25 protein-coding genes are annotated in these 24,960 nt (G+C 74.3%); 14 read left to right on the top strand and 11 right to left on the bottom strand.

From position 1 onward, the window contains the following. Nucleotides 1-41: 41 nt before the first annotated feature. Entirely contained in the window at nucleotides 42-1,259 is a 1,218-nt protein-coding gene (locus G3T38_RS07665) for a pyridoxal phosphate-dependent aminotransferase (RefSeq protein WP_163771576.1), read from the bottom strand. A 55-nt stretch (nucleotides 1,260-1,314) separates the two neighbouring features. Next, nucleotides 1,315-1,803 (bottom strand): ribonuclease H family protein, encoded by a 489-nt coding sequence (locus G3T38_RS07660; RefSeq protein ID WP_241728599.1) that lies wholly within the window; start codon nucleotides 1,801-1,803, stop codon nucleotides 1,315-1,317. A 133-nt stretch (nucleotides 1,804-1,936) separates the two neighbouring features. Between G3T38_RS07660 and trxA the strand changes: the two genes are divergently transcribed. Together trxA and G3T38_RS22170 are read left to right on the top strand one after the other, a co-directional pair. Then, on the top strand, nucleotides 1,937-2,338 hold the full coding sequence (gene trxA / locus G3T38_RS07655) for a thioredoxin (protein ID WP_163771575.1): 402 nt from the start codon (nucleotides 1,937-1,939) through the stop codon (nucleotides 2,336-2,338). A 190-nt stretch (nucleotides 2,339-2,528) separates the two neighbouring features. Further along, the gene (locus tag G3T38_RS22170; protein WP_163771573.1) at nucleotides 2,529-3,500 is read left to right on the top strand and encodes a hypothetical protein; all 972 of its coding nucleotides are present in this window, start codon (nucleotides 2,529-2,531) and stop codon (nucleotides 3,498-3,500) included. Between the two features lie 95 nt (nucleotides 3,501-3,595). Here G3T38_RS22170 and G3T38_RS07645 read toward each other — a convergent pair whose 3' ends face one another. Continuing rightward, nucleotides 3,596-4,636, bottom strand: a complete 1,041-nt coding sequence (locus G3T38_RS07645; protein WP_163771571.1) for an LLM class flavin-dependent oxidoreductase — start codon at nucleotides 4,634-4,636, stop codon at nucleotides 3,596-3,598. Nucleotides 4,637-4,885: 249 nt separating this feature from the next. Between G3T38_RS07645 and G3T38_RS22165 the strand changes: the two genes are divergently transcribed. Then, nucleotides 4,886-5,173 carry a hypothetical protein gene (locus G3T38_RS22165; protein ID WP_163771569.1) on the top strand — a complete coding sequence of 96 codons (288 nt, stop codon included), beginning with the start codon at nucleotides 4,886-4,888 and terminating at the stop codon, nucleotides 5,171-5,173. A 17-nt stretch (nucleotides 5,174-5,190) separates the two neighbouring features. Here the strand turns inward: G3T38_RS22165 and G3T38_RS07635 are convergent, their stop codons facing one another. Continuing rightward, entirely contained in the window at nucleotides 5,191-5,484 is a 294-nt protein-coding gene (locus tag G3T38_RS07635; protein WP_163771567.1) for a DUF1905 domain-containing protein, read from the bottom strand. Between the two features lie 120 nt (nucleotides 5,485-5,604). Here G3T38_RS07635 and G3T38_RS07630 point away from each other — a divergent pair, with 120 nt between their 5' ends. Beyond that, on the top strand, nucleotides 5,605-6,168 hold the full coding sequence (locus tag G3T38_RS07630; protein ID WP_163771565.1) for a dihydrofolate reductase family protein: 564 nt from the start codon (nucleotides 5,605-5,607) through the stop codon (nucleotides 6,166-6,168). Nucleotides 6,169-6,252: 84 nt separating this feature from the next. Here G3T38_RS07630 and G3T38_RS07625 read toward each other — a convergent pair whose 3' ends face one another. Continuing rightward, nucleotides 6,253-6,813 (bottom strand): YbaK/EbsC family protein, encoded by a 561-nt coding sequence (locus tag G3T38_RS07625; protein ID WP_163771563.1) that lies wholly within the window; start codon nucleotides 6,811-6,813, stop codon nucleotides 6,253-6,255. 17 nt (nucleotides 6,814-6,830) lie between these two features. Here G3T38_RS07625 and G3T38_RS07620 point away from each other — a divergent pair, with 17 nt between their 5' ends. Further along, complete coding sequence (locus G3T38_RS07620; protein ID WP_163771562.1) at nucleotides 6,831-7,982, top strand: MFS transporter; 1,152 nt, start codon at nucleotides 6,831-6,833, stop codon at nucleotides 7,980-7,982. 19 nt (nucleotides 7,983-8,001) lie between these two features. Here G3T38_RS07620 and G3T38_RS07615 read toward each other — a convergent pair whose 3' ends face one another. Continuing rightward, nucleotides 8,002-8,769 carry a methyltransferase domain-containing protein gene (locus tag G3T38_RS07615; RefSeq protein ID WP_163771560.1) on the bottom strand — a complete coding sequence of 256 codons (768 nt, stop codon included), beginning with the start codon at nucleotides 8,767-8,769 and terminating at the stop codon, nucleotides 8,002-8,004. Between the two features lie 47 nt (nucleotides 8,770-8,816). On the opposite strand from G3T38_RS07615, the gene G3T38_RS22560 reads away from it, so the two are divergent. The 7 genes from G3T38_RS22560 to G3T38_RS21000 all read left to right on the top strand — a co-directional run bounded on the left by G3T38_RS22560 (nucleotide 8,817) and on the right by G3T38_RS21000 (nucleotide 18,130). Next, on the top strand, nucleotides 8,817-9,200 hold the full coding sequence (locus tag G3T38_RS22560) for a TraR/DksA C4-type zinc finger protein (RefSeq protein WP_163771558.1): 384 nt from the start codon (nucleotides 8,817-8,819) through the stop codon (nucleotides 9,198-9,200). A 177-nt stretch (nucleotides 9,201-9,377) separates the two neighbouring features. Beyond that, nucleotides 9,378-11,042, top strand: a complete 1,665-nt coding sequence (locus G3T38_RS07605) for a M20/M25/M40 family metallo-hydrolase (RefSeq protein ID WP_163771556.1) — start codon at nucleotides 9,378-9,380, stop codon at nucleotides 11,040-11,042. A gap of 400 nt (nucleotides 11,043-11,442) precedes the next feature. After that, nucleotides 11,443-11,793, top strand: coding sequence for a pyridoxamine 5'-phosphate oxidase family protein (locus G3T38_RS07600; RefSeq protein ID WP_163771554.1), 351 nt, complete (start codon nucleotides 11,443-11,445; stop codon nucleotides 11,791-11,793). Between the two features lie 59 nt (nucleotides 11,794-11,852). After that, a complete protein-coding gene (locus G3T38_RS07595) occupies nucleotides 11,853-13,361 on the top strand; it encodes a DUF3375 domain-containing protein (protein ID WP_163771552.1) in 1,509 nt (502 codons plus the stop codon). After that, nucleotides 13,358-14,065: a DUF4194 domain-containing protein gene (locus G3T38_RS07590; protein WP_163771550.1), complete on the top strand. Its 708-nt coding sequence runs from the start codon at nucleotides 13,358-13,360 to the stop codon at nucleotides 14,063-14,065. Before G3T38_RS07595 ends, G3T38_RS07590 begins: the two co-directional genes overlap by 4 nt. Further along, entirely contained in the window at nucleotides 14,062-17,574 is a 3,513-nt protein-coding gene (locus G3T38_RS07585; RefSeq protein ID WP_163771549.1) for an SbcC/MukB-like Walker B domain-containing protein, read from the top strand. The genes G3T38_RS07590 and G3T38_RS07585 overlap by 4 nt, the downstream gene beginning before the upstream one ends. Before the next feature lie 82 nt (nucleotides 17,575-17,656). Then, entirely contained in the window at nucleotides 17,657-18,130 is a 474-nt protein-coding gene (locus G3T38_RS21000) for a hypothetical protein (RefSeq protein WP_194247568.1), read from the top strand. On the opposite strand, the gene G3T38_RS07575 is transcribed toward G3T38_RS21000, so the two are convergent. After that, nucleotides 18,028-18,564: a hypothetical protein gene (locus tag G3T38_RS07575; protein WP_163771546.1), complete on the bottom strand. Its 537-nt coding sequence runs from the start codon at nucleotides 18,562-18,564 to the stop codon at nucleotides 18,028-18,030. The genes G3T38_RS21000 and G3T38_RS07575 overlap by 103 nt on opposite strands. 263 nt (nucleotides 18,565-18,827) lie before the next feature. On the opposite strand from G3T38_RS07575, the gene G3T38_RS07570 reads away from it, so the two are divergent. Continuing rightward, nucleotides 18,828-21,188, top strand: coding sequence for an ATP-binding cassette domain-containing protein (locus G3T38_RS07570; protein WP_163771545.1), 2,361 nt, complete (start codon nucleotides 18,828-18,830; stop codon nucleotides 21,186-21,188). Nucleotides 21,189-21,197: 9 nt separating this feature from the next. On the opposite strand, the gene G3T38_RS07565 is transcribed toward G3T38_RS07570, so the two are convergent. The 3 genes from G3T38_RS07565 to G3T38_RS07555 are packed head-to-tail and all read right to left on the bottom strand — an operon-like array spanning nucleotide 21,198 to nucleotide 22,982. Beyond that, nucleotides 21,198-21,788 (bottom strand): flavin reductase family protein, encoded by a 591-nt coding sequence (locus G3T38_RS07565; protein ID WP_163771543.1) that lies wholly within the window; start codon nucleotides 21,786-21,788, stop codon nucleotides 21,198-21,200. 46 nt (nucleotides 21,789-21,834) lie between these two features. Beyond that, nucleotides 21,835-22,356, bottom strand: coding sequence for a hypothetical protein (locus G3T38_RS07560; protein ID WP_163771541.1), 522 nt, complete (start codon nucleotides 22,354-22,356; stop codon nucleotides 21,835-21,837). Nucleotides 22,357-22,409: 53 nt separating this feature from the next. Next, entirely contained in the window at nucleotides 22,410-22,982 is a 573-nt protein-coding gene (locus G3T38_RS07555) for a DUF6928 family protein (protein WP_163771539.1), read from the bottom strand. Nucleotides 22,983-23,023: 41 nt separating this feature from the next. Between G3T38_RS07555 and G3T38_RS07550 the strand changes: the two genes are divergently transcribed. Then, nucleotides 23,024-24,196, top strand: a complete 1,173-nt coding sequence (locus tag G3T38_RS07550; protein WP_163771537.1) for a hypothetical protein — start codon at nucleotides 23,024-23,026, stop codon at nucleotides 24,194-24,196. Nucleotides 24,197-24,206: 10 nt separating this feature from the next. On the opposite strand, the gene G3T38_RS07545 is transcribed toward G3T38_RS07550, so the two are convergent. After that, a partial coding sequence (locus G3T38_RS07545; protein ID WP_163771784.1) for a LysE family translocator occupies nucleotides 24,207-24,960 on the bottom strand: 754 nt, incomplete at its 5' end.

Below are 24,960 nucleotides of genomic sequence, written 5' to 3'. Positions count from 1 at the left end.
GGCGCGCATGACGTCCCGGGAGGGGACGGTGGAGCCGAGCCTCAGCGGCGCAGCGTGGCGAGGAAGTCGGCGATGCGCTCGATGGCCTCGGTGAGCATGTCGACGTCGGGCAGCGTCACGAGGCGGAAGTGGTCGGGCTCGAACCAGTTGAAGCCCGTGCCGTGGGTGACGAGCAGCTTCTTCGCCCGGAGCAGGTCGATGACGAACTCCTGGTCGTCGGTGATCCCGAACATCTCCGTGTCGAGCTTCGGGAAGCAGTAGAGCGCGCCCATCGGCTCCACGCAGCTGACGCCCTCGATCTCGTTGAGCAGCCGCCACGCGGTCTTCGACTGCTCGTAGAAGCGGCCGCCGGGCCCGATGTACTCGCTGATCGACTGGTAGCCGCCCAGCGCCGTCTGGATCGCGTGCTGCGCCGGCACGTTCGCGCACATCCGCATGTTGGAGAGCAGGGTCAGGCCCTCGAGGAAGTCCTCCGCCAGGTGCTTCGGCCCGGAGATCATCACCCAGCCGGCGCGGTAGCCGCAGACCCGGTAGGCCTTCGAGAGGCCGGAGAAGGTGAGGCAGAGGACGTCGTCGCCGGCGTACGTCGCCGTGTGGTGGTGCACCGCGTCGTCGAACAGGATCTTCTCGTAGATCTCGTCGCTCATCAGCACGAGGTCGTGCCGCCGCGCGATGTCGACGAGGCCCTTGACGGTCTCCTCGCTGTAGACCGCGCCCGTCGGGTTGTTCGGGTTGATGATCACCAGGGCCTGGGTGTTCGGGGTGATCTTGGCCTCGATGTCGGCGAGGTCGGGGTTCCACCCGTTCTCCTCGTCGCAGCGGTAGTGCACCGGGGTGCCGCCGCAGAGCGTGACCGCGCCCGTCCAGAGCGGGTAGTCCGGCGCCGGCACGAGTACCTCGTTGCCGTCGTCGAGGAACGCCTGCAGCACCAGCGAGATCATCTCGGAGACGCCGTTGCCGATGAAGACGTCGTCGACGGACGTCTCCGTGAGGCCGCGGGACTGGTAGTACTGCGCCACCGCCGTGCGCGCCGAGTAGATCCCGCGCGAGTCGGAGTAGCCCTGCGCGTCCGGCAGGTGCGTCACCATGTCCGCGACGATCGACTGCGGCGCCTCGAAGCCGAACGGCGCCGGGTTGCCGATGTTGAGCTTGAGGATGCGGTGCCCCTCCGCCTCGAGCCGCTGCGCCTCCACGAGGATCGGACCTCGCACGTCGTAGCGCACGTTCTGAAGCTTCTTGCTCTGCACGATGGGCCGCATGGACGTCAGTGTCCCAGCCGGCTCCGGCGCCGTGCACCCGGGTTTTCCCCGGGGCTCAGACCTGCTGGGCCGCCTGCACCGCCAGCCGGTCGACGAGGTCGTTCATCCGGTTCCCCGAGTGGCCCTTCACCCACCGGAAGGCCACGTCACCGCGGGCGTTGACCTCCTCGACGAACGGCTCCCACAGGTCGCGGTTGGCGACCGGCTGCCGTGCGCTGTTGGTCCACCCGCGCTGCAGCCAGCCCGCCCACCAGCGGTCGCGGAAGCAGTTGACGACGTACGTCGAGTCGCTCACCACCACCAGCGGACCGGGGTTCGCCAGGACCGCCTCGTAGGCCGCCCGCACCTCCATGCGCTGGTTGGTCGACGCGGCCTCGCCGCCCGCGGCGTACCGCTCCTCGTCGATCGCCCACGCCCACCCGCCGGGTCCGGGGTTGCCGGAGCAGGCCCCGTCGGTGAACACCTCGATCGCTCCGGGCGGCGCGACCATGTCGGCGGGCCGGGGTCGGGTGCGGGTGGCGGTACGGCGCGGGCGGGGCGGCATCGGGCTCCTCGTGCTGGGCTGGGTCGTGCCTGGGGTCGGCTGGGGCGAGGGGGAGACGCTAGCCGGAGCGGGGAACACCCGTCCGCCCGGCCTCGTTGGAGGTGGGGACAGGCCCGACGACGAAGGAGCGGCCATGAGCACGGTCAACATCGGATCCACCGACTTCGAGAGCACGGTCACCGACAACGAGCTGGTGATCGTCGACTTCTGGGCGGAGTGGTGCGGCCCGTGCAAGGCCTTCGCGCCCGTCTTCGAGCGGGCGTCGGAGTCGCACGGCGACGTCGTGTTCGCGAAGGTCGACACGGAGGCCGAGCAGCAGCTCGCCGGCGCGGCCCAGATCACGTCGATCCCGACCCTGATGGCGTTCAAGAAGGGCACGCTCGTCTACCGCGAGGCCGGCGCCCTGCCGCCCGCGGCCCTCGAGCAGCTCATCTCCGGCCTGCGCGACCTCGACGTCGACGCGGCGCTGGCCGAGCACGCGAAGGAGCAGGCCGAGGGTGGGGCGTCGCCCAACGGGCAGGAGCCCCCGGCCTGAGCCTCCCCCTCCCGTCCGTCCGGGCCTGCTGAAAGGGTCACGGACGACAGCCGATCCGGCGTCCCGGGTGCCGTTCGTGCCCCTTTCCGGACGGCCCGCTGATCGTCCCCAGGCCCGCGGTGGGCTGCGTCCCTCCCCAGGCGGGGCGATGGCGCCCTGAGCGTCGTCGCGGCGGGGGCATCGTGAGCGCGTGACCTCCGCTGACGGATCCGGGGCTCCCGACCACGTCGACCTGGTCGAGCTCGGCCGGGTGCGGCGCGCCGGGTGGTCCCGCGTGGTGCACGGAGCCCACCGGCAGACCGCGCAACCGCCCGATGGACCCGACCTCGACCTGCTCGCGGTGCAGCAGGTGCTGCCACCGTCGGCGGTGCTGACCGGGTTGACAGCCGCCCGGGCGCGCGGATGGTGGCTGCCGCTGCTCCCGGACGACGTGCCCGTGTTCGCGGGCGTGCCGCGGGGCAGTGGCCGGGTGCGGCGCCCCGAGGTGCGGCTCACCAGGACGGCCGGCCCGGCACCGAGCGAGACGATGTCGGGCCTCCGCCTCGCATCGCCGCCACGGACGCTGCTCGATTGCGGGCGTCTGCTCGGCACGCTCGACCTGGCGATCGTGGTCGCCGGGGCACTCCACTGCGGGGTGACCCGGGCGTCCGTCGAGGAGGCCGCCCACACTCCCGGTGCGCGCGGCGGGCCGCGGTTGCGGGCTGCGCTGGACCTGGTGCTCGACGGCGCGGAGTCGGCGATGGAGACAGTGCTCGGCGGACTCTGCCTCGTGCTCGGCCTGGACGTCCGCGCCCAGCACGAGGTGCGCGACCTCGACGGCCGGCTCGTGGCCCGCGGCGACCTGTGGTTGGTGGGCACCCGGACCCTGGTCGAGTACGACGGAGCCACCCACCGGGAGCCCGCGGCGCAGCGCGACGACCTCCGCCGCGACCGGCGCCTGGGTGCCGTCGACTGGGGTCGCATCGCGGTGACGCGCCCCGACCTCCTCGGTCAGGTCGGCACCCTGGCCCGCGATCTCGATCGTGCAGCGGGACGGGAGCACGACCCGGCACGCCTGCGACCGTGGCGGGCACTGCTGCGGGAGAGCACGCAGACCCCTGCCGGCATGACCTGGCTGTGCCGACGCTGGGCCCCGCGTCGCCTGCCACCGCGAGCGGCGTGATCCGCGCCGTACGAATGGGGGCACGAACGCCACCCCGATCGCCGCCAGGGCTGTCGTCCGTGACCCTTTTCCGGTCCGGAGTCGGGGCCCGGGAGTCAGTCCGCCAGCAGCTCCCGCACGCGGGGCGCGACCTGGGTGCCGTACAGCTCGATGCACCGCAGGAGCTCGGCGTGCGGCTGCGGGCCGTTGGAGTACTTGAGGTCGAACCGGTCGATCCCCAGCGTGCGCACCGTGGCGGCGATCTTCTGCGCGACGGTCTCGGGCGACCCGACGTAGAGCGAGCCCGCGTCGGCCTCCGCGTCGAACTGCGCCCGCGTCGCCGGACCCCAGCCGCGCTCGCGACCGATGCGGTCGCGGTTGGCCTTGAAGTGGGGGAACAGCAGCTCGCGCGCCTCATCGTCGGTGTCGGCGACGAAGCCCGGCGAGTGCACGCCCACCGGCAGCCGCTCGTCGGCCCGCTCGGGGTGCAGCTCGCGGAGGGCGCGGTGGTAGAGGTCGACGTACGGCGCGAAGCGACCCGGCTCGCCGCCGATGATCGCCAGCATCATCGGGAACCGGTAGCTGGCGGCGCGCACCACCGACTCCGGCGAGCCGCCGACGCCGATCCACGTCGGGATCCGGCCGGCGGCGGTCGTCGGGAAGACCCGCGCACCCTGGAGCGGCCCCCGCACGGAGCCCTCCCACGAGACCTCGCCCTCGCCCTGCAGCGCCGCCCAGAGGTCGAGCTTCTCCTCGAAGAGCCGCTCGTAGTCGCCCAGGTCGAGCCCGAACAGCGGGAACGACTCGGTGAACGACCCCCGACCCATCGTGACCTCCGCCCGCCCGGGGGCGAGCGCGTCGAGCGTGGCGAAGCGCTCGTAGACCCGCACGGGGTCGTCGCTGCTCAGCACCGTGACGGCCGTGCCGAGGAGGATCCGCTCCGTGCGGGACGCGATCGCCGCGAGCACGATGTCGGGCGCCGAGACCGCGTAGTCGTCGCGGTGGTGCTCGCCGATGCCGATGGCGTCGACGCCGATCCCGTCGGCCAGCACCGCCTGCTCGACGAGGTCGCGGATCACCTGGGCGTGGGGCACCGGAGCACCGGTGGCGTCGGAGCTGACGTCGCCGAACGTGTCGAGGCCGAGCTGGACGGTCATGGGTCCTCCGTGGGGTCGTTGATCGCTCAACCAGCGTACGTCGGCGCGGCGCCGGCGACCGCAACCGCGCTCGCCGGGGCCACCGCCCTCACCCCTGCGTCACCTGCCGTTCACGTCGCCGCCGGAGGGCGATCCCCAGCCTGCGGCGACGACCCTGAATTCGTCGCGGAACTGTGGCACCATCGTCGCGTCGGAGCGCGTGGGCGCTCCGGTTTTTCTTTCTTCTGGAGCAGAGAGCGAGGGGAGCAGATGCACACCGCCGAGGAGCGCACGCAGGACGGGACCGACGCCGTGCGGGAGTACGTCGCGCTCGACCGCGCCCTGCGCCGGCTGGAGGCCAAGGACCCGGGCCAGTCGGCCGTGCTGCGGCTCCAGCTCAACCGTGCCCGCGCGACCTACCTCAAGGCCGGACCGCAGGGCGAGCAGACCTACACGGAGCTCCTCGTCGTGCTCCACGCCGCCTGCGCCTCCGCGCTCGTCGAGGTGGAGGGTGGGTCCGGCCCGACGGCCACCGACGCCCGCCCCGTCAACCGCTGAGCCCGCGGGGCGAGGCGTCAGGGCGACGCGATCGTCACCGTCACCGTGACGACGTCGCCGAGCTCGACCTCCTCGGCCCGCCGCAGCGCCACCTTGAGCGGCACCATGTAGCCCCCGTCCCGCGGGAAGACGGCGGTCGTCATGCTCGTGCCGCCGACGGTCACGGTCGCCGGGATCATCCCCCAGCCGTAGGTCACCGCCCCCGCCACGGCGTGGATGTCCTCGGCCTCGTCGGGCGGCACCTCGACGAAGTGGAACGGCGCGGGGCCGCGCCAGTGGACGACCTCGCCGGAGAAGGTCAGCTCGAGCACCCGGTCACCGTACGACGCGGGCGACGCCCCCGGCAGCCCCCGATGACTTCCGGCGCCGCGGGGGGTCGGACTCGCCGTACCCACCGACCCGCCGCCGGCGGGCGAGCCCAGGAGGAAGCCATGCGCCCCATCGTCGTCACCGAGTTCGTCAGCCTCGACGGCGTCGTCGACTCCCCCGGCGGCGGTGACCACCCCCACGCGGGCTGGACCTTCGAGGACGTCCCGTTCGTCGAGGAGGCCTACGCGATCAAGGGGCGTGAGATGGAGACGGCGACGGCGCTGCTGCTGGGCCGGCGCAGCTACGACGAGTTCGCACCGGTGTGGCCCTCCATGGAGGAGTTCGCGACCTACAACGCGATGCCGAAGTACGTCGTGTCCTCCACCCTGCGCGACCCGGAGTGGACGAACACCCAGGTGCTGCGGGGCCTCGACGAGGTGGCCGCGCTCAAGGAGACCGAGGGCGGCGAGATCCACGTGCACGGCAGTGCCACCCTCGCGCAGGGCCTGCTGGCCGCCGGTCTCGTCGACCGGCTCCACCTGCTGACGTTCCCGCTGGTGCTCGGCAGCGGCAAGCGGCTGTTCGCCGACGACGCGGACAAGGTCGCCCTGACGCTGGTCGAGCACGCGGCCTACGCCAACGGCATCCAGCTCTCCGTCTTCGACGTGGCGCGCCCGACCACCTGAGGCGCCTGACCGGGTCGTGGTGTCAGACCCCCGCTTTCCGCAGGGCTGGCACCACGACCGAGAGCCGGGCGACGGCGCGGCCGCTCAGCGACCGAGGTCGGCGACGACCTCGGCGCCGGGGACCGCGACGAGCGAGGAGCCGGGCAGCAGCAGCTTCGAGCGGCGCAGCCCCGAACCGATGACGGCGACGGGAGCCGTGCGGGCCCGCTCGTCGACGAGCACCCGCCAGGCGCCGGGCAGGCCGACGGGGGTGATGCCGCCGTGCTCCATGCCGGACTCCGCGGTCGCCCGCTCCCTGGGCAGGAACGAGCACTTCCGCACGTCGAGGGACCGCTTGACCAGGCCGTTCACGTCGGCGCGGGTGTCGGCGCGCACGACGCACGCGGCCACCCGCTCCTCGCCGTCACGACGCCCGGCGACGAGCACGCAGTTGAAGGACATCTCCGGCAGCAGGTCCGGGTAGGCCTCCATGAGCGTCGCCGTGTCGGCCAGCGCGGGGTCGATCTCGACGACGCCGACGGCGCCGGCGGTGACCGGGTCGGCCGCTGCCCATGCCTGGAGCGCCGCCGCGACGGGGGCCGCGACGAGGTCGAGGTGCTCGAGCGCCGGTCGGCTCCGCAGTTCTCCGATGCTGGGGGGCGTCATGGGTCCATCATGCGTGCATGACGCGCCCTGGCTCGGCCCCGGTGGTGGCCGCGGCGTTCGCCGCACAGGGGTTCGGCTACGCCGCGGTCGTCACCGCACTGCCCGCCGTGAAGGAGCGGTTCTCGTTCGGGGACGCGTTCGTCTCGGGACTGCTGCTCGGCGTGTGCGTCGCCGCCGCGGTCGGGTCGGTGCTCGCCGACCTCGTCGCCGTCCGCTGGGGCAGCCGGCAGGCGCTCGCCGGGGGCCTCCTCGTGCAGGCCGTCGCGCTCACCGTCGCGGCGACCGCCGGATCGCTGGGGCTCTTCGTCGCGGCGACGGCGGCGTACGGCGCGGGCCTGGGCGCCGTCGACGCCGCCAGCAACATGCAGGGCGTGCTGGCCGAGCGGCGGCGGGGCCGACCGCTGCTGGGGCGCTGCTACGCGGCGTACACGGCCGCGGCGGCGCTCGGCGCCCTCACGACGGCCGGGCTCGCGACGACGGAGCTGTCCGGCACGACCGGCATGGTGGTGGCGGCGGTCCTGCTCGCCGGCGTCGCCCTCGTCGGCGTGCGGCTGTTCGACCGCAGCCGCGCCGCCCGGGAGCCCGGGGGCGAGGGCCGGGGACCGCTGCCCGGGCGGGGCATCCGGGTCGTCGGCGCCCTCGTGCTCGTCGCGTTCGCCGTGGACGCGGCGGTCTCGACGTGGAGCACGGTCTACCTCGACGGGCTCGTCGCGGACGCGGCGCTGGCACCGCTGGGGTACGCCGCCTACCAGGCCACCGTGCTCACCACGCGCCTCGTGACCGACGCGCTCGTGCGCCGGTCGGGCCGGGCGCCCGTAGCGCTCGCGGGCATCATGGTCGGCGCCGTCGGCTGCGGGCTCGTCGCGATCGTCCCCGGGGTGCCGGGCGCGGTGGCCGGCTTCGCCCTGGCCGGCGTCGCGACGGGCACGCTGGTGCCGCTCGCCTTCGGCGCGGCGGGCGAGCTCGCGCCGGGGCGCAGCGACGAGGTCGTGGCCCGGGTGAACCTCTTCAACTACGCCGGGGTCGTGCTCGGCGCCGCCTCGCTCGGCGTCGTCGGCGAGGGGCGGGGCCTCGGGATCGCGTTCGCGCTGCCGGCCGTGCTGCTGCTCGTGGCGCTGCCGCTGGTGCGGCGCGCGTTCGGCGGCGCCGCGGTCGCGCGCCCCGCCTGAGCCGGACGCCGACGCCGCGTCAGTCCTGCGGCGTCCACCGCACGCAGAGGCAGACGTGGGGCCAGGCGATCATCCCGTCGCCGCGGTCCTGCTCCTCGACCGCACGCTCGACGATGCCGCGGGCGCGGTCGAGCAGCGCCTCCCGCTCGTCGTCGGGCAGGGTCGCGATCCCCGAGTGGGTGGCGAGGTTGCCGACGACCTGGTCGACGGAGACCCACCAGGTCCACCGGATCGCGGCGAGCTGCGACTCCCCCTCGGGCAGGCCGACGTCGTCGGGGCTCCAGTCCGCCGTGCGCGGCGGCGCCGGGTCGAGCGACTCGATCTCGGCGACCCAGCCGCCCGCCTCGTCCTCGACGGTGTTCCAGAGCAGCGCGAGGCTGCCGCCGGGGCGGAGCACGCGGCGTACCTCCGCCACGGCGGGCTCCAGCTCCACCCAGTGCCAGGCCTGGCCCAGGACCACCATGTCGACGGAGGCGTCGGCGAGCGGCAGCTCCTCGGCCCGCCCGACGTGCCGCTCGGCGTCCGGGACCCGCTCGGCGAGCTGCGCGAGCATGGCCTCGTCCGGGTCGATCGCGACCACGTCGAGACGGCGCGCGACGAGCGCCGCGGTGAGCTTCCCCGTGCCGGCGCCGACGTCGGCGACCCGACGGGGCTCCTGGTGGGAGCCCGCGTCGACCCCCTCGCCCAGCACCCAGTCGAGGGCCTCGGCCGGGTAGTCGGGCCGGTAGCGGTCGTAGTCCTCGGCGAAGGAGCCGAAGACGCGGGCGCGGGTGGGATCCGGGGTCACCCTCTCGACCTTAGGCCGTCCGGCCCGCGCGTGGCAGGCTCGAACGGGTGACCGACCCCGCTCCCGATCCTCCCCGGGCCACCGCCGGGGACGCCGGCGCGCTCCGCGCCGAGCGCACGGCCGTGCTCGCGCGCCTCGCCCGCCTGCGGGAGGAGCACGCCGCGTTCGTCGCCGCCAGCCGCGACAGCAACGCCGACGACGAGCACGACCCCGAGGGGGCGACCATCGCGTTCGAGCGGGCGCAGGTCGAGACGCTGCTCCGCGAGGGCGAGGAGCGGCTGCGCGACATCGACGCCGCGCTGGCCCGGGTGACCCGGGGCGAGTACGGCGCGTGCGCGGTCTGCGGGCGCCCCATCGACCCCGCGCGGCTCGCGGTCCGCCCCTCGGCCACCACCTGCGTGCCGTGCGCGAGCCCGTCCCGTCGCCGCTGACGTGAGGGTCCGCACGGTTCACACCGGCCGCCGGAGCACGTAGCGTGCGGGTCCTCACACCGGCTCGGCGCGCATCGGGGTGCGCCGCGCGGACGAACGAGGGCACTCGGGGTGCTCGATCGGGAGGTACACGTGAGGACGAGCTCGATGCTGTCCGGACGCACCAGGCGTCCGGTGATGGGGACCGTGACGGCCGTCGTCACCGGTCTCGCGGTGGCCGCGGCCACCGGCCCGGCTGCCGCCGGACCCGGGGACGACGACCGGGGCCCCGGCCCCGGCCACGGACACGGGCCTGGGCACGGGCCTGGGCACGGGAACGGCCCTGGCCACGGACACGGTCCTGGCCACGGGCACGACGCGCCCGACCTGTCCGAGACGGTCACGGGCGCCGCGGTCCACGACCACCTGGAGCAGCTGCAGGCGATCGCCGAGGCGAACGGCGGCAACCGCGCCGTGGGCACGCCGGGCTACGAGGCCGGCGCGGCCTACGTCGAGGAGGTGCTGACGGAGGCCGGCTACGCGCCGGAGCGCCAGTACTTCGACGTGGAGACCTACGAGGTCGAGACCCTCGTGCTCGAGGTGCCGGGCACCGCGCTCGAGCCGGTCGCCATGTCGTACTCCTCCTCGACGCCCGCCGGTGGCGTCACCGCGCCGCTGACGACGCCGGCGACGGACCCGCTGGGCTGCGACGCGGCGGCGTACGCGGGTGGGGACGTCACGGGCGACGTCGTCCTCGTCGACCGCGGCACCTGCTCCTTCGGCCAGAAGGCGACGGCGGCCGGCGAGGCGGGAGCGGCCGGCGTGGTCGTCGCGAACAACACCGACGGTGTCCTCAACGGCACGCTCGGCGAGACCCTCGACGGATCGGCCCCCGCGGTCGGCGTCACCCAGGCCGAGGGCGCGGCGCTGCGGGAGGCGCTCACCGCCGGCCCGCTCACGGCCACGTTCGACCTGCAGGCGTCGGTCGAGTCGGTCGAGACCTTCAACGTGCTCGCCGAGACGCCGACCGGCCGCGACTCCAACGTCGTCATGGTCGGGGCGCACCTCGACGGCGTGCCGGACGGCCCGGGGATCAACGACAACGGCTCCGGCTCGGCGGCGATCCTCGAGACGGCCGTGCAGCTGGCCGAGGCCGGTCCGCTCAACAACAAGGTCCGCTTCGCCTGGTGGGGCGCCGAGGAGATCGGCCTGCTCGGCTCCGCGCACTACGTCGACGACCTGGCGACGAACGACCCGGCCGGGCTGGAGTCGATCGCGACCTACCTCAACTTCGACATGGTGGGCTCGCCGAACTACACGATCGGGGTGTACGACGCGGACGAGTCGACCTACGAGGCCCCGGTCGAGGTGCCCGAGGGCTCCATCGCGACCGAGAGCGTGTTCACCGACTACTTCGACTCCGTCGACCAGCCCTGGGTCGACTCGGAGTTCTCGGGCCGCAGCGACTACCAGGCCTTCATCACCAACGGCATCCCCGCCTCGGGCCTGTTCACCGGCGCCGACGGCGTGAAGACCGAGGAGGAGGCGGCGACCTTCGGCGGGACGGCGGGCGAGCTGCTCGACCCGAACTACCACACCCCCGCGGACGACATCACGAACGTGTCGCAGGAGGCGCTCGACATCATGGCGCCGGCCATCGGCCACGCCACGCAGGCCCTGGCGGAGAGCACCGAGACCGTCAACGGCGTGCCCGGGGCGCCCGACTGGAGCAGCGAGCAGCGCTACCGCAAGGGCGACCGGGTGGTGCACGACGACCAGCTCTGGGAGGCCACGCGCCCCTCGCGCGACAAGGAGCCGAGCACCCGCCGCAGCTCCCCGTGGCGGGTGGCGGACGCCGGCTGACCCTGCGCGCCGGCGCGCAGGACCCTGATCCGTGCCGCGGGTCGACGTCGGGGGGCGTCGGCCCGCGGCACGTCCGTCTCCCCCCGGCACCTGCGCGGCCCGGGCCGGAGGAGGTCTCCCGCGATGGCCTCCAGGTTCGACGCACCTCTGAGGGCTTGGACACAACCGGCACCCGGGCCGCCCTCACCACCGGCCCCTGCCCCGCCCGAACGGCGCTTTGATCTCGAGGATCGAGACCCAGCAGCCCCTACGACCCCGTGAGGGAGCGCATCAGGCGGATCGAGCTGCTGACGGATGCGGCGCGGGTGCCGGTTGTGTCCAAGCCCTCCGAGCACCTCCGGGAGGGGACGCGTGCCCGCGACTTGACCTCAACCGCGGTCGAGGTTGTCCCATCGTCGCCATGCCCCGCCGCGCTCCGACCGACGCCGAGCTCCGCGTCCTGTCCCGCCCCACCGGCCTGGCCCGGATGGCCACCGTGGACGCCGACGGCCTGCCCCACGTCGTACCCACCGTCTGGAAGCACGACCCCGCCACCGGCGACCTGCTGCTGACGGGGCGGTCCCTGGCCGGTACCGCGCGGGCGCGCAACGTCGCCGCCCACCCGTGGGCGGCCGCCGTCATCGACGGGGTGGGCGACGGCCCGGGCTGGCACCCGTGGGGGGTGACGCTGCGCGGCCCGGCACGGTACGACGCGGACGCCGCCGCCATCCGCCTGACGCCGACCCACGTCTCCTCCTGGGGGCTCGACTAAGCCCGTGGCCGTCCGCCGTGGCATCCTCACCCGGTCACGACACGGCTGGGAGGACTGCGATGAGCGACGTCGCCGACGAGCTCGCGCGCATGCGCGAGGCGTTCGAGCAGCCGACGCTCCGCCTCCTGCACCAGCAGCACGCGCCGCTGGTGCTGACGATCTTCCGGCTGGCGTTCGGCCGCGACAACCAGCCCGTGCCGACGAGCCGCCTGCACCACCAGGTGGAGACCTACCTGGGCGAGCTGCGCATGGCCGGTGTCGAGGGCCTGCCCACCGGCACCGGACGCGAGCTGTGCCTCACCTGGATGCGCCGCAAGTGGCTGATCCGGGCCAACGCGGCGGACGGGGACGGGGAGGTCTACGTGCTGACCTCGTCCGCGCAGGAGTCGCTCGAGCAGGCGCGCTCCCTCGCCCGCGAGCGCGCGACCCTGTCGGAGCACCGGGTGGCGACGATCGTGTCGGCGTTCCGGCGCTTCAACTCCGAGGCGAACCCCGACCGCACCACCCGCGTCACCCTGCTCAACGACGAGATCAACCGGCTCCGCGTCGAGCGCGACCGGCTGATCGACGGCGGGGAGATGCCGCCCGCGAGCGAGGACTACATGGCGGAGGGCTTCGGCGAGCTCCGCTCCCTCGTCAGCGCGCTCCCCAGCGACTTCGCGCGGGTCGAGGAGGCGTTCGCGCGGATCCGCAACGACATCCACGACGCCTTCCGGGCCGACGAGCGGCCTGCGGGCGAGCTCGTCGACGACTACCTGGCGCGCATCGACCAGCTCACCACGGCGACCCCCGAGGGGCGGGCGTTCGAGGGCGCTTTCCCCCTCCTGCGCGACGAGGACCTGCTCGGCCAGCTGCGCGCCGACATCGCGGCCCTGCTGGAGCACCCGAGCACCGACGCGATCCTGTCCGAGGCCGACCGCCGCGAGCTGCGCGACACCGTCAAGCTCATCCGCGCGGGCCTCGACCGGGTGCTCGTGCAGCGCAACCGCGCGACCGCGACGCTCCGCAGCAACATCGAGTCCCGCGACGTCAACCGCGACCGCGAGCTCGAGCGCGTGCTGCGGCACCTCGAGGGGCGCCTCGGCACCTGGTACGCCGCGACCGGCCCCCGCGCGACCGCCGGCGTACCGCTGCTCGCGGAGCGGGCGGGCGTCGACCACCTCCGCGAGCGCTTCTTCGACCCCAGCGAGGAGCGGGTGCCGCCGCCGCTGGAGCCGGTCGACGACACCGACGGCGGCGACGTCTCCTGGGACGAGCTGCGCGCGGCCGGCGGTCCGTCCCTCACCGACCTCGGCGACGCCCTCGACACGGTCCTCGACCCGATGCTGCTGCCGGGTCCGGCGACGATCGCCGAGCTCTTCGACTCCCTGCCGGTGCACCTGCGGCGGCCCGTCGAGGTCATCGGCCTCCTGCACCTCGCGGAGCGACGCGGGCTGGTGGACGGCGACGGGTCGACCGACGTGGTCACAGTGCGCCCCGACGGCTCGACCCGCACGCTGCGCCTGCCGACGGTGCTGACCCGCACGACGCACCCCGACGACCCCGACCTCCCGGAGGACGCCCGATGACCGACACCGACACCGGGGTCGACCTCAACCCCGAGCTGGAGTCGACGAGCTCGCTGTCGCTGTTCGACGGCGACGAGGGCGGGCTCCTGCTCGAGCAGCGCCGCGCCCTCCTCGCGCTGGTGAAGCTCCGGTTCATCACGGCCCGCACCCACCCCCGCGAGTGGGCGGCCCTCATGGAGAACCCGCGCGCGATCGTGTCGCGCCTCAACGACCTCTTCCTCGAACTCGTCGTGGACACCGAGCGCGAGGTGGCCTTCAAGCGTCAGGCCGTCCCCGAGGCCGGCGGCCGCTTCCCCACGCTGCTGCACGACACGGCCTGGAACCGCGAGGAGACGATCACGCTGGTCTTCCTCCGCAACCGTCACTTCACCGACACCGCGCGGGGCGAGGAGCGCTCCTGGGTGGACGTCGCCGAGATCGTCGAGCACCTGCTGTCGATGCGCCCGGCCGACGCCACCGACGACGCCGGCGACGAGGCCCGGGCGCGCAACGCGGTGGCCTCGGTCTACAAGGCCGGCCTGCTCCTGGGCCCGGCGACGGCCGAGCGCTTCGAGATCAGCCCGGCCGTCGAGACCCTGCTCCCCCTGGAGCGGCTCGTCGACCTGCTGTCCTGGCTGGAGGAGCAGGCCACCGACCAGGCCACCGACCAGGCCACCGGCGGCGGGGCCCCCGCGACCGACGAGACCCCCGAGGACGAGGCGTGACCGAGGAGACGACGGAGACCACCGGGCCGGCCACCGAGCCCGAGCTCGAGGCGGACCCGACGCTCGACGCGGCCGATCTCGCGGCGTACACGGCCCCCGAGGTGCCCGACGAGGGCCTCATGGAGGCCGCCGACGAGGCGCTCTTCGGCATGCACGGCGCCACCGAGGGCAGCACGCAGTGGCGGATCACCTCGCTGCAGCTCGTCAACTGGGGCGGTTTCAACGGTCACCACGTCGTGCCGCTGCACAGCGAGACCACGCTGCTGACCGGCGCGTCCGGCGTCGGCAAGTCCTCGCTGCTCGACGCGTGGACGACGCTGATGATGCCGTCCGACACCCGCCTCAACGGCGCCTCCAACGACGTCGCCCCCGGGCGGGCGCGCTCGGCGGGGCAGCGCAGCCCGTTGTCCTACCTGCGCGGTGTCGTCGACCAGGCCGAGGACCGCGCCGGTGGCGGGTCGCGGCAGGTCACCCTCCGCGGCTCCGACGAGGACACCTGGGGCGCGGTCGCCGCGACGTTCGTCGACGACCGGCAGCGGCGGTTCACGGTGCTGCGCATCTTCTACGTCCCGCGCCGCGCCACCCGCACGAGCGACGTGCTCACCCGCCTCGCGACGGTGGAGGGCGAGCTCGACCTCTCCGAGCTGCAGCAGGCCGTCGGCTCCCGCTTCGCGCCGCGCGAGCTGCGGGCACTGTTCCCGCGGTTGCAGTGCCACGAGACCTATGCCGTCTTCGCGGCCCGCCTCCACGCGCGGCTCGGCATCGGCGCGAACGGCGACGGCGACAAGGCGCTGCGGCTGCTCGCGCGCATCCAGGCCTCGCAGCCGGTGCGCTCGGTCGACGAGCTCTACAAGGAGATGGTGCTCGAGCGACCCGCGACGTACGCCGCCGCCGACCGCGCCGTCGAGCACTTCGACGACCTCGAGGCGTCCTACGAGACGATGGTGACCGAGCAGCAGAAGTCCGACCTGCTGGCCCCGATCGAGGACCACCACCGCGTGCTCGTCGCGGCGCAGGACCGGATCGGCGAGCTCGACGCCTACGGCGCCACCTCCCCCGGGCCCTCGCCCCTGCGGCTCTGGGAGCTGCGCCGCCACGCCGGCCTGCTGGCCGAGGCCGTGCGCGCCAACCAGGCGGCCCGCGAGACCAACCGCGACCGGCGGGCGAGCAACGCCCGCACGCTCGCCGACCTCCAGGTCGAGCTGTCGACCGCCCGCGAGGCCCACCGCGGCGCGGGCGGCGAGACGCTCGAGCTGCTCGGCGCGGAGCTGAAGAAGGAGCAGGCCCGGGCCGAGGAGCTCGCCGAGCGCCGCGACCGGCTCGCCCCGCGGGCGGCCGTGCTCGGCGTCGACCTCACCTCGGCGGAGTCCTACGCCGCGGCCCAGGCCGAGGGGCGCGTCTTCCTGGCGGGGTACGACGCGGAGCTCGCCCGCCTCGAGGACGGCGTCGTCGACGTGGCCCGGCGCCAGGGCCCCCTGCTCGAGCGCCGCGCGGAGCTGCGCAAGGACCGGGCGTCGCTGGCCGGTCGCCGCGGTCGCGTGCCGCGCGAGCTCGACGAGATCCGCCGGCTGCTCACGGAGGCCGCGGGCCTGACCACCGCCGAGCTGCCGTTCCTGGCCGAGCTCATCGAGGTGCGGCCCGACGAGGAGCGGTGGCGCACCGCGATCGAGACGGTGCTGGGCGGCGCGGCCCGCCAGCTGCTGGTGCCGGCCGAGAGGCTGCGCGACTTCTCCGCCGCGATCGACCACCTCGACCTGCCGCGGCGGATCACGTTCGTCGGCGCCGACCTCGACGTCGACCCGCCGGCCCCGGGCTCCTCCGACCGCATCTCGGGGAAGCTCGACCACCAGGACGGGCCGTTCGCGGGCTGGGTGCGCTGGTACCTCGCCGACCCCTCCCGCGACGCCCTCTGCGTCGAGTCCGCCGCGGACCTCGACGGCGGGGGCTTCCGGGTCACCCTGGCGGGCCAGACGCGCTCGGGCCGCCGCGGCTCCCACGGCCGCAGCGGCGGCGCGGACATCATCGGCTTCTCCAACACCGAGGCCCTCGCGGCCGTCGACGCGGCCCTGGGCCGGATCGAGGACCAGCTCGACGGGCTCGACCGCGAGCGCACGGAGGTCGCCGGCCGGAAGCGGGCCACCGAGGCGCGGGTCGCGGCGTACCAGGCCATCGCTGACATCCCGTTCGCCGACCTCGACGTGGCGAGCAGCCAGGAGCGCTGCGACGAGCTGAGCGCGCAGCGGGAGCGGGTGCTGGGCTCCGACGCCCACCTGCGCACGCTGGCCGGGCAGGTCGACGAGATCGAGGCCGCCATGCGTGCGGCCGAGGTCGAACGGACGCTGGCCGCCGACGAGCGCGCCGAGCTCGAGCAGGAGCACGCCCGCCTGGTCGACGCCGAGGACGCCTGCCACGACGAGCTCGACCGCGTCGAGCAGGCAGCGGAGCTCACCGACGACCAGGCGGCCCGTCTCGACGCCGAGTTCGCCGCCGCCGTCGGGCCGGGCGTCGAGGGCTCGCTGGAGCGCTTCGCCGAGAACTGCTCGCGCCTGCGCGACCGCCTCGGCGAGGCCGCGCGCACCGCGTCGGAGCAGATCGCGGCCGCGTCGCGGGAGCTGGTGCGCATCTTCACGCTGTACGCCGAGCGCTGGCCCGACCCGAACCGCGGCACGGCGCTGACGAGCTATCGCGACTACGCCGACATCCTCGCCGAGATCCGCCGCACGGGGCTCGCCGACCGTCGCGAGGAGTGGCGTCGCCGGCTGGCCGACTGGTCGGGGCAGGACCTCGTGCCGCTCGCCGGCGCCATGGCCGCGGCGATCGAGGACATCGAGGACCGGCTCGCGCCCATCAACGACATCCTGCGGCGCCTGCCGTTCGGTGCGGGCTCCGACCGGCTGCGCATCCGGATCCGGCGCCTGACCCCGACCGAGGTGACGCTGTTCCTCGGCGACCTGCGCGAGCTGTCGCAGGGCACGGGCGAGCGCCTCGCCGGGGACGCGCTCGAGGCGCGGTTCGTGCGGCTCCAGAGGTTCATGGCGCAGCTGCGCACCGCCGACGACCCGCGCGCCGGGGCGGCCGAGGCGCGCCTGCGGGACGCGCTCCTCGACGTGCGGCGGCACGTGGAGGTCTCCGCCGAGCGCTACGACCCGCGCACGGGGGCGCACCAGGCCTGGTACCGCACGCTCGGGGAGAAGTCGGGCGGCGAGTCGCAGGAGCTCATCGCGTTCGTCATCGGCGCGGCGCTGCGCTTCCGGCTCGGCGACGAGCTGCGGTCGCGGCCGCGGTTCGCGCCGGTCTTCCTCGACGAGGGGTTCGTGAAGGCGGACGCCGAGTTCGCCGGGCGTGCCGTCGCCGCCTGGAAGGGCCTCGGGTTCCAGCTCGTCGTGGGCGCCCCCTTCGACAAGTTCACGGGCCTCGAGCGGCACATGGACGAGTTCCTCGAGGTCGTGAAGAACCCCGTGACCAACGCGGCCCGCGTGCGGCGTGTGGTGGACGCCACGTCCGTCTGAGCCAGGTCGTCGCGTCATCCGCGTGACGATCGTGCGTCTTCCGACAACCACCCTGGGTTGGAACGAGTTCGGGAGGAACCTCATGACGACGCCGGAGAAGGTGCGCCGCGGACCGCGGGCCGCGCGCGTGGTCGAGCCGCGGTCGGCCGGGCGGAGGCGTCGCGCTGCTGCGGCCCGCCGTCCCGTCGCGCTGGCGGAGCAGGTCGCGGAGGCCGTGCTCGGCGTTCCCGGCGTCGTCGGCCTGCACCCCGGGCACGACGGCCTGGCCGTCACCTACTTCCCGGACCGCCTCGTCACCGGCGTGCGACTGCACCTGAGCGGGTGCGACGTGCACGTGGTCACGGCGTGGGAGGCCTCGGTCGGCACGACCACGGCAGCGGTACGCCGCGCCGTCGCCCCGCTCGTCGGTGGACGCATCGACGTGACGGTCGACGAGATCGCGCCCCCGGCCCCTCAGTCCACCTCGTCGGAGCGCTCCACTGCCGCCGCCGACCGCGGGGGATCCTCCGCGAGGGCCTCGATCGCCGCCGGGAGCACGCAACCCTCGACGGCGTAGTCCATCCGGAACGTCACGGTGTAGCCGTCGTCGGTGGCCGGCATGCGGAACACGGCCGTCGCCGGGTCCTCGTCGAGGGCCCGCCGGTAGCCGGACACGGCGTCGATGACGCGGCCCCAGTCCTCGGCCCACGACCGGGCCGGCTGGTCGCCGTCGAGCACGTCGTCGTCGAGGTCCAGCACCGCCGCCGGGATCGGCCGGGCGGCCGCCAGCACCGCGTCGAGCTGCACCTTCCGCCGGTCGAGGTCCCCCGCCGGCCGCTCGATCTGCTCGCCGAGGCGCCGGATGTCGGCGCAGGCCGGTCGGACCGTCGCGAGGACGGTGTCGTCCTCGATGAACTCCAGACGGTCGTGGTTCGCGTACGCGTAGAAGGCGACCCCGAGGAACCCGATGCCGCCCGCGACGAGCACGGCGACGGCCACCATCGCCCCCACGGCCACCCTCGACGCCCGCGGCGGCGGGGACGGAGCCGTCGGCGGGTACGGGGTCCCGTGGACCCACAGGCCGGAGGGCTCGCGTCGCGTCACCCGACCGAGTCTCGGTCAGGAGGGGGCGCCGTGTCCGCCGTACTCCTCGTGTAACGCGGTGTTCGTGCTACTCGTGCGGTGGTCGACCGCGTGTGGAGTAGCCCGGACACCGCGTTACACCGGCGTGGGGAGGCTTCCGTCGGAGCACGCCCACCCGGGAGACTGCCCGCATGAGCCCCCACGCCGCCGACACCCACGACCTCATCCGCGTCGTGGGCGCGCGGGAGAACAACCTGAAGGACGTGAGCGTCGAGCTGCCCAAGCGGCGCCTGACGGTCTTCACCGGCGTCTCCGGATCCGGCAAGAGCTCGCTGGTGTTCGCGACCATCGCCGCCGAGTCGCAGCGGATGATCAACGAGACCTACAGCTCGTTCGTCCAGGGCTTCATGCCCTCCCAGGCCCGGCCGGACGTCGACGTGCTCGAGGGTCTGACGACCGCGATCATCGTCGACCAGGAGCGCATGGGCTCCGACCCGCGCTCGACGGTGGGCACGGCGACCGACGCCAACGCGATGCTCCGCATCCTCTTCAGCCGGCTCGGCGATCCCCACGTCGGCCCGCCGCAGGCCTTCTCCTTCAACGTCGCCTCGATCAGCGGCGCCGGCGCGGTGACCACGACCAAGGGCGGCCGCGAGGTCAAGGAGCGCCGCTCCTTCTCCGTGCTCGGTGGCATGTGCCCCCGGTGCGAGGGCCGCGGCGCCGTCAACGACATCGACCTGACGGCGCTGTACGACGCGTCCAAGTCCCTCAACGAGGGCGCCCTGACCATCCCGGGCTACAGCATGGAGGGGTGGTACGGGCGGATCTACCGCGGCTGCGGCTGGTTCGACCCCGACAAGCCGATCGCCGACTACTCGAAGCGCGAGCTCGACGCCCTCCTCCACCAGGAGGCGACGAAGATCAAGGTCGACGGCGTCAACCTGACCTACCTCGGCCTCATCCCGCAGATCCAGAAGTCGTTCCTCTCGAAGGACCGCGAGGCGATGCAGCCCCACGTGCGGGCGTTCGTCGACCGGGCGGTCACGTTCACCACCTGTCCCGAGTGCGCGGGCACGCGCCTCACCGAGGCGGCACGGTCGTCGAAGGTCGGCGGCATCTCCATCGCCGACGCCTGCGCGATGCAGATCAGCGACCTCGCCGCCTGGGCGCACGGTCTCGACGAGCCCTCGGTGGCGCCGCTGCTGCGCAACCTGCGCGACCTGCTCGACTCCTTCGTGGGCATCGGGCTGGGCTACCTCTCGCTCGACCGCCCCTCCGGCACCCTCTCGGGCGGCGAGGCGCAACGCACGAAGATGATCCGGCACCTCGGATCGTCGCTGACCGACGTGACCTACGTCTTCGACGAGCCCACGATCGGGCTGCACCCCCACGACATCCAGCGCATGAACGAGCTGCTGCTGCGGCTGCGCGACAAGGGCAACACGGTGCTCGTGGTCGAGCACAAGCCCGAGGCCATCGCGATCGCCGACCACGTCGTCGACCTCGGCCCCCGGGCCGGTTCCGCGGGCGGCGAGATCGTCTTCGAGGGCACCGTCGAGGGGCTGCGCGCCAGCGACACCCTCACCGGTCGCCACCTCGACGACCGCGTCGCGCTCAAGCCGCAGGTGCGCACGGCCACCGAGCACCTGGAGATCCGCGGCGCCGACACCCACAACCTGCAGGACGTCGACGTCGACGTGCCGCTCGGCGTGCTGACGGTCGTCACCGGCGTCGCCGGATCCGGCAAGAGCTCCCTCATCCACGGGGCCATGGCGAAGCGCGAGGGCGTCGTCGTGGTCGACCAGGGGGCGATCAAGGGCTCGCGGCGGAGCAACCCGGCGACGTACACGGGTCTGCTCGAGCCCATCCGCAAGGCCTTCGCGAAGGCCAACGGCGTGAAGCCGGCGCTGTTCAGCGCCAACTCCGAGGGCGCGTGCCCGCACTGCAACGGCGCGGGCACCATCGTCACCGACCTGGGGCCGATGGCGACGGTGACCTCGACGTGCGAGGTCTGCGAGGGGCGGCGGTTCTCGGCCGACGTGCTCGACTACACGTTCGGCGGGCGGAGCATCGCCGACGTGCTCGACCTGCCCGTCTCCGAGGCCGTCGCGTTCTTCTCCGACGGCGACGCGAGGCTCCCCGCGGCCCACAAGATCCTCACGCACCTGGCGGACGTGAGGCTGGGGTACGTCACGCTCGGCCAGCCGCTCAGCACCCTCTCGGGCGGCGAGCGGCAGCGCATCAAGCTGGCGACGCGCATGGGCGAGAAGGGCGGCACCTACGTGCTCGACGAGCCCACCACCGGCCTCCACCTCGCCGACGTCGAGCAGCTCCTGGCCCTGCTCGACCGGCTCGTCGACGCCGGCAAGTCCGTCGTCGTCATCGAGCACCACCAGGCGGTCATGGCGCACGCCGACTGGATCATCGACCTCGGTCCCGGCGCCGGCCACGACGGCGGTCGCGTCGTCTTCGAGGGCACGCCCGCCGACCTCGTCGCCGACCGCTCGACGCTCACCGGGCAGCACCTCGCGGCGTACGTCGCCGGGGCGTAGGCCCCGCGCTCAGCTCGGCCGGTCGCGGGTGACGACCTCGCCGGGCAGGCCCCACTCGGTGCCGCCGAGGCGGGCCAGCGGGGCCAGGAGGTCGAAGCGGGGGTGCGTCCCGTCGAGCACCGCGGGGTCGATGGTGACGGCGACGACGTCGGCGAGCAGCAGCGTGGCGCCCCCGACGGGGACGGTGGTGCGGAGCCGGCACTCGAGCGACGCCGGCGAGTCCGCGACGCGCGGCGGCGCCACCACCTGGCTCGGCGCCATCGCGAGCCCCACGCGGTCGGCCTCGTCGACCTCCGGGTCGACGCCGGCGCTCGTGGCGTTGACGGCGTCGATCAGCGGCTCGCTGGCGAGGCTGATGGTGAGCTCGCCGGTCGCGCGGGCGTTGCGCAGGGTGTCCTTCTCGCCGACGGACGTCACCTGCACGACCGGGGGGTCGGCGCTGGCGACGGTGAAGAACGAGTACGGCGCGAGGTTGCCCACCCCGTCCGCCGAGATCGTCGAGACCCAGGCGATGGGCCGGGGCACGACGAGTGCGGTCAGCAGCCGGTAGGCGTCGACGTCCTCGTCGTCGGGACGGAGCACCACGTGGTCGGAGGCCATGCCCCGATGATGCCGGGCGCCCCCACCCCCGCCCGGGCTCCGGACGTCATGCGGTGCGGTCGCCGGCGCCACCGGGGCGCATGACGTCGTCCGACGAGGTCGGGGACCGGCGGCGGGCGCGGGGGACCAGCACGAACAGGACCAGCGCGCCGACGAGCGTGATGCAGTCGATGGCGGCCGCCAGGACGAAGGGGTCGGGCGAGAGGTCGAGGCCGCTCGCTCCGGGGGTGTATCCCCACACGCCGGGCACCTCCGGCGCCCACGGCCCCGAGGACGAGACGGCGCCCACCGGGACGAGGAGCGCTGCGGTCGCGACGACGTACCGGGCCCGGACGGTCCACGCGGCAACCACCACCGCGGTGGCCGCGAGGCCCAGCGCCCCGCTCGCGAGGCCCGAGGCCACGGGAGCCCACTGCTGGTGCACACCGTCGGCGGCGGACGTGATCCAGCGCAGGAACTGCCACCGCCACACGAGCGTCAGCCCGCCGTGCGCCAGGGCCGCCACCGCGACGAGGACGTACAACACGCGCAGCAACCGCACGCGTTCGTCGGGCTCCATCTCCCCCATGGGTTTCCGCCTGCTGCAACGCCCGAACTTCCGGTCCATCGTCCTGCCACCCCTCAGCGCGGTGGCCGCGCGTAACGATGCACGACGACGTCCTGCCACTCGACCCTGCCGGGGTGGACCGAGACGTCCCCGTCGAGGCCGAGCACGGTGGCGAGGGCGGCGTTGGAGAGATCGAGCCACCGGTCGACGGAGGCCGGGGCACTGCCCTCGAAGCCCTCCGGCGCCCCGCGGTCGCGGTAGACGTGCAACGCGTTGACCGACAGGCACCGCACCTGCTCCCCCCGCAGCCAGTGCCCGTACGCGACCATGTCGCGCGTCGAGTCCGAGGTGAGGAGCCGCAGATCGGGCCAGTCCTCGAGCTCGAGGTAGCGGCGGTGGAGGATCCCCGGGTCGTAGAGGTGCGCGTCCCGCGTCGCCATCAGCACCCCGTCGACGAACACCCCGACCGACGGCTCCTCCCGCGGCGGGATCCGCGCGTCGAGGAGGGGGTGCGTCGCCACCCGTGCGTACGGCGTGCGCGGGAAGAGGCGCCGCACGACCGCGTCGGCCTGCTCCGGGGCGACGGGCCGGGAGAGGTCGACCGTGCCGGTGCGCGACCAGACCAGGAAGGCGTAGCTGAGACCCATGCGGGCAGCCCTTCCCCCGCGCGTCCGGGGACAATCGCCGCATGCAGACGTGGCGTACCGGCACCCGCCTCCCGCTCGCGGTCGACGCGCTGGCCAGGGACGCCTCCGATCCCGCGGTGGAGCGCCTCCGGACCGCGTTCGGGGGCGACCCCGTCGCGGTCGAGGAGCGGCTCGTGGGGGAGCCGCCGCGGCGGGCACGGCGGCTCCGGTTCGCCTCCGGCGGCGAGCTCCTCCTCCAGGACGGCGTGGTCGCCGCGGTGACCTTCCACGTCGTGCCCGCCCCGGGCGTGTCCCGGGGGCTCGACGTCACCGCGTGGCTGGGCGCGACCGACGACACCCTCGACGCCCTGCACGCGGCCGTCGGCACCCGCCGTGGCTTCGGGGGCCTCGGCACGCCGTACTTCGTGCTCGACGAGGCCTACGCCCGCTGCGACTACCAGGACCGCCGCGGCTGGAAGGAGCCGGGCAACCTGCGTGCGATCGTCGTCAGCCTCGAGCAGCCCGGCCGGGACAGCCAGCCCGACGCCGACTTCTGCACCGTGTGCGTCGACCTGCTCGTGCGTGGACCGGGTGACGTCATGGACGTCGACGCCACGGTCGCCGCCCTCGCGACGGCGGTCGCCGACGGACGCCTGCGCGCGGACCCGTCCCGGGTGCCGCTGGCCGACCTGCTCCCCCTCGCCGCGTCGGGGCTCGTGGATCGGGTCGAGGCGCAGCAGACCTGCGCGACCTGCGGCACCGTGCTCTGCCTGACGCTGCCCCGCGGCGCCGACCCGACCCTCGTCCGCACCTCGCTCGACGGGGCCCGGCGCCGACCGATGGAGCCGCTGCCGCCGGTCGAGGCGTGGGGCGACGCGGACCGGATCGCCGCGGCGCGCGACGCGATGCGCTACGTCGACCACGAGCCCGGCGCGTGGTTCCTGGTCGAGGAGCGGGGCGCCCTGTTCCTCGACGCGCGCTACGTCGTCAGCACCATGGCTGACGACTCGGCGCTCGTGCGGCTCGACGAGGACGAGCTCGCGGCGTACCGGGACGAGGGGCACGACTACCTCTCCACCCTCGCGCGGCGCATCCACGACCGCGGGCCCCACCGGGAGGGCTCGGAGTTCCGCGACCGGGACCTCTACCGGGGTCCGGAGGCGCGGCGCCTGCGGGACGAGGTGAGCGCAGCGATCCGCGACCACACGTGGATCGCGTCGCAGCGACGGCGGTGACGCCGTCGGATCACCCCAGGAGCTGGCGCGCGAGGAGGCCGAGCCCGATGGCGATCATGGCGACCGCCGAGGCGCGGGTGACGACGCGGGCGAGACCCGGTCGGTCGGCCAGCAGCGTGCGGGCGCCCAGGCCGACGCTCGTGTAGACGAGCGCGCAGCTCACGACGTGCACCAGCCCAAGCAGCGTGATCTGGACCGCGACGGGCCATCCCGTGCTCGCGTCGGTGAACTGCGGCAGCAGCGCCAGGAACAGCAGGAGCGCCTTCGGGTTCAGCCCGCTCGTGCCGGCGCCCGTCGCGGCCTGGCGCCACCAGCCGCTCCGCGGCGTCGGTACGGCGAGGGCGACGGCGACATCGGCAGCGGGGAGCCCCACGGGCTCGGAGGTCGAGGCGGAGCGCCACGCACTCACCCCGAGCCCGACGAGGTAGGTGGCCCCCACGAGCGTCAGCGCCGTCAGCACCTGGGGTGAGCGCGCCACCAGCGCGGCGACGCCGGCGGCGACGAGGACGGTCAGCGCGACGTACCCGACGAGGAGACCGCCCACGGCCGCGGCGACCGAGCGACGGCGGAGGCCGGCGTTGATCATGTAGGCCCAGTCGGCGCCCGGGGTGAGCACGAGCAGGAACGACGTGCCCCAGAACGCCAGCACCGCCGCGACGTGGGTCGGGTGGATGACGGTCTTGCCGAGCAGGCCGTTCGCGTGGTCGAGGGCGATCTCGCGGATGAGGCCGTCGAGACCGCGGCGGATCAGCCTGCGGCGGAGC

Source organism: Nocardioides zeae (genome assembly GCF_010686755.1).
In the GTDB taxonomy this organism is placed as follows: domain Bacteria; phylum Actinomycetota; class Actinomycetes; order Propionibacteriales; family Nocardioidaceae; genus Nocardioides; species Nocardioides zeae.
This window is presented reverse-complemented; position numbering and strand designations above follow the sequence as displayed.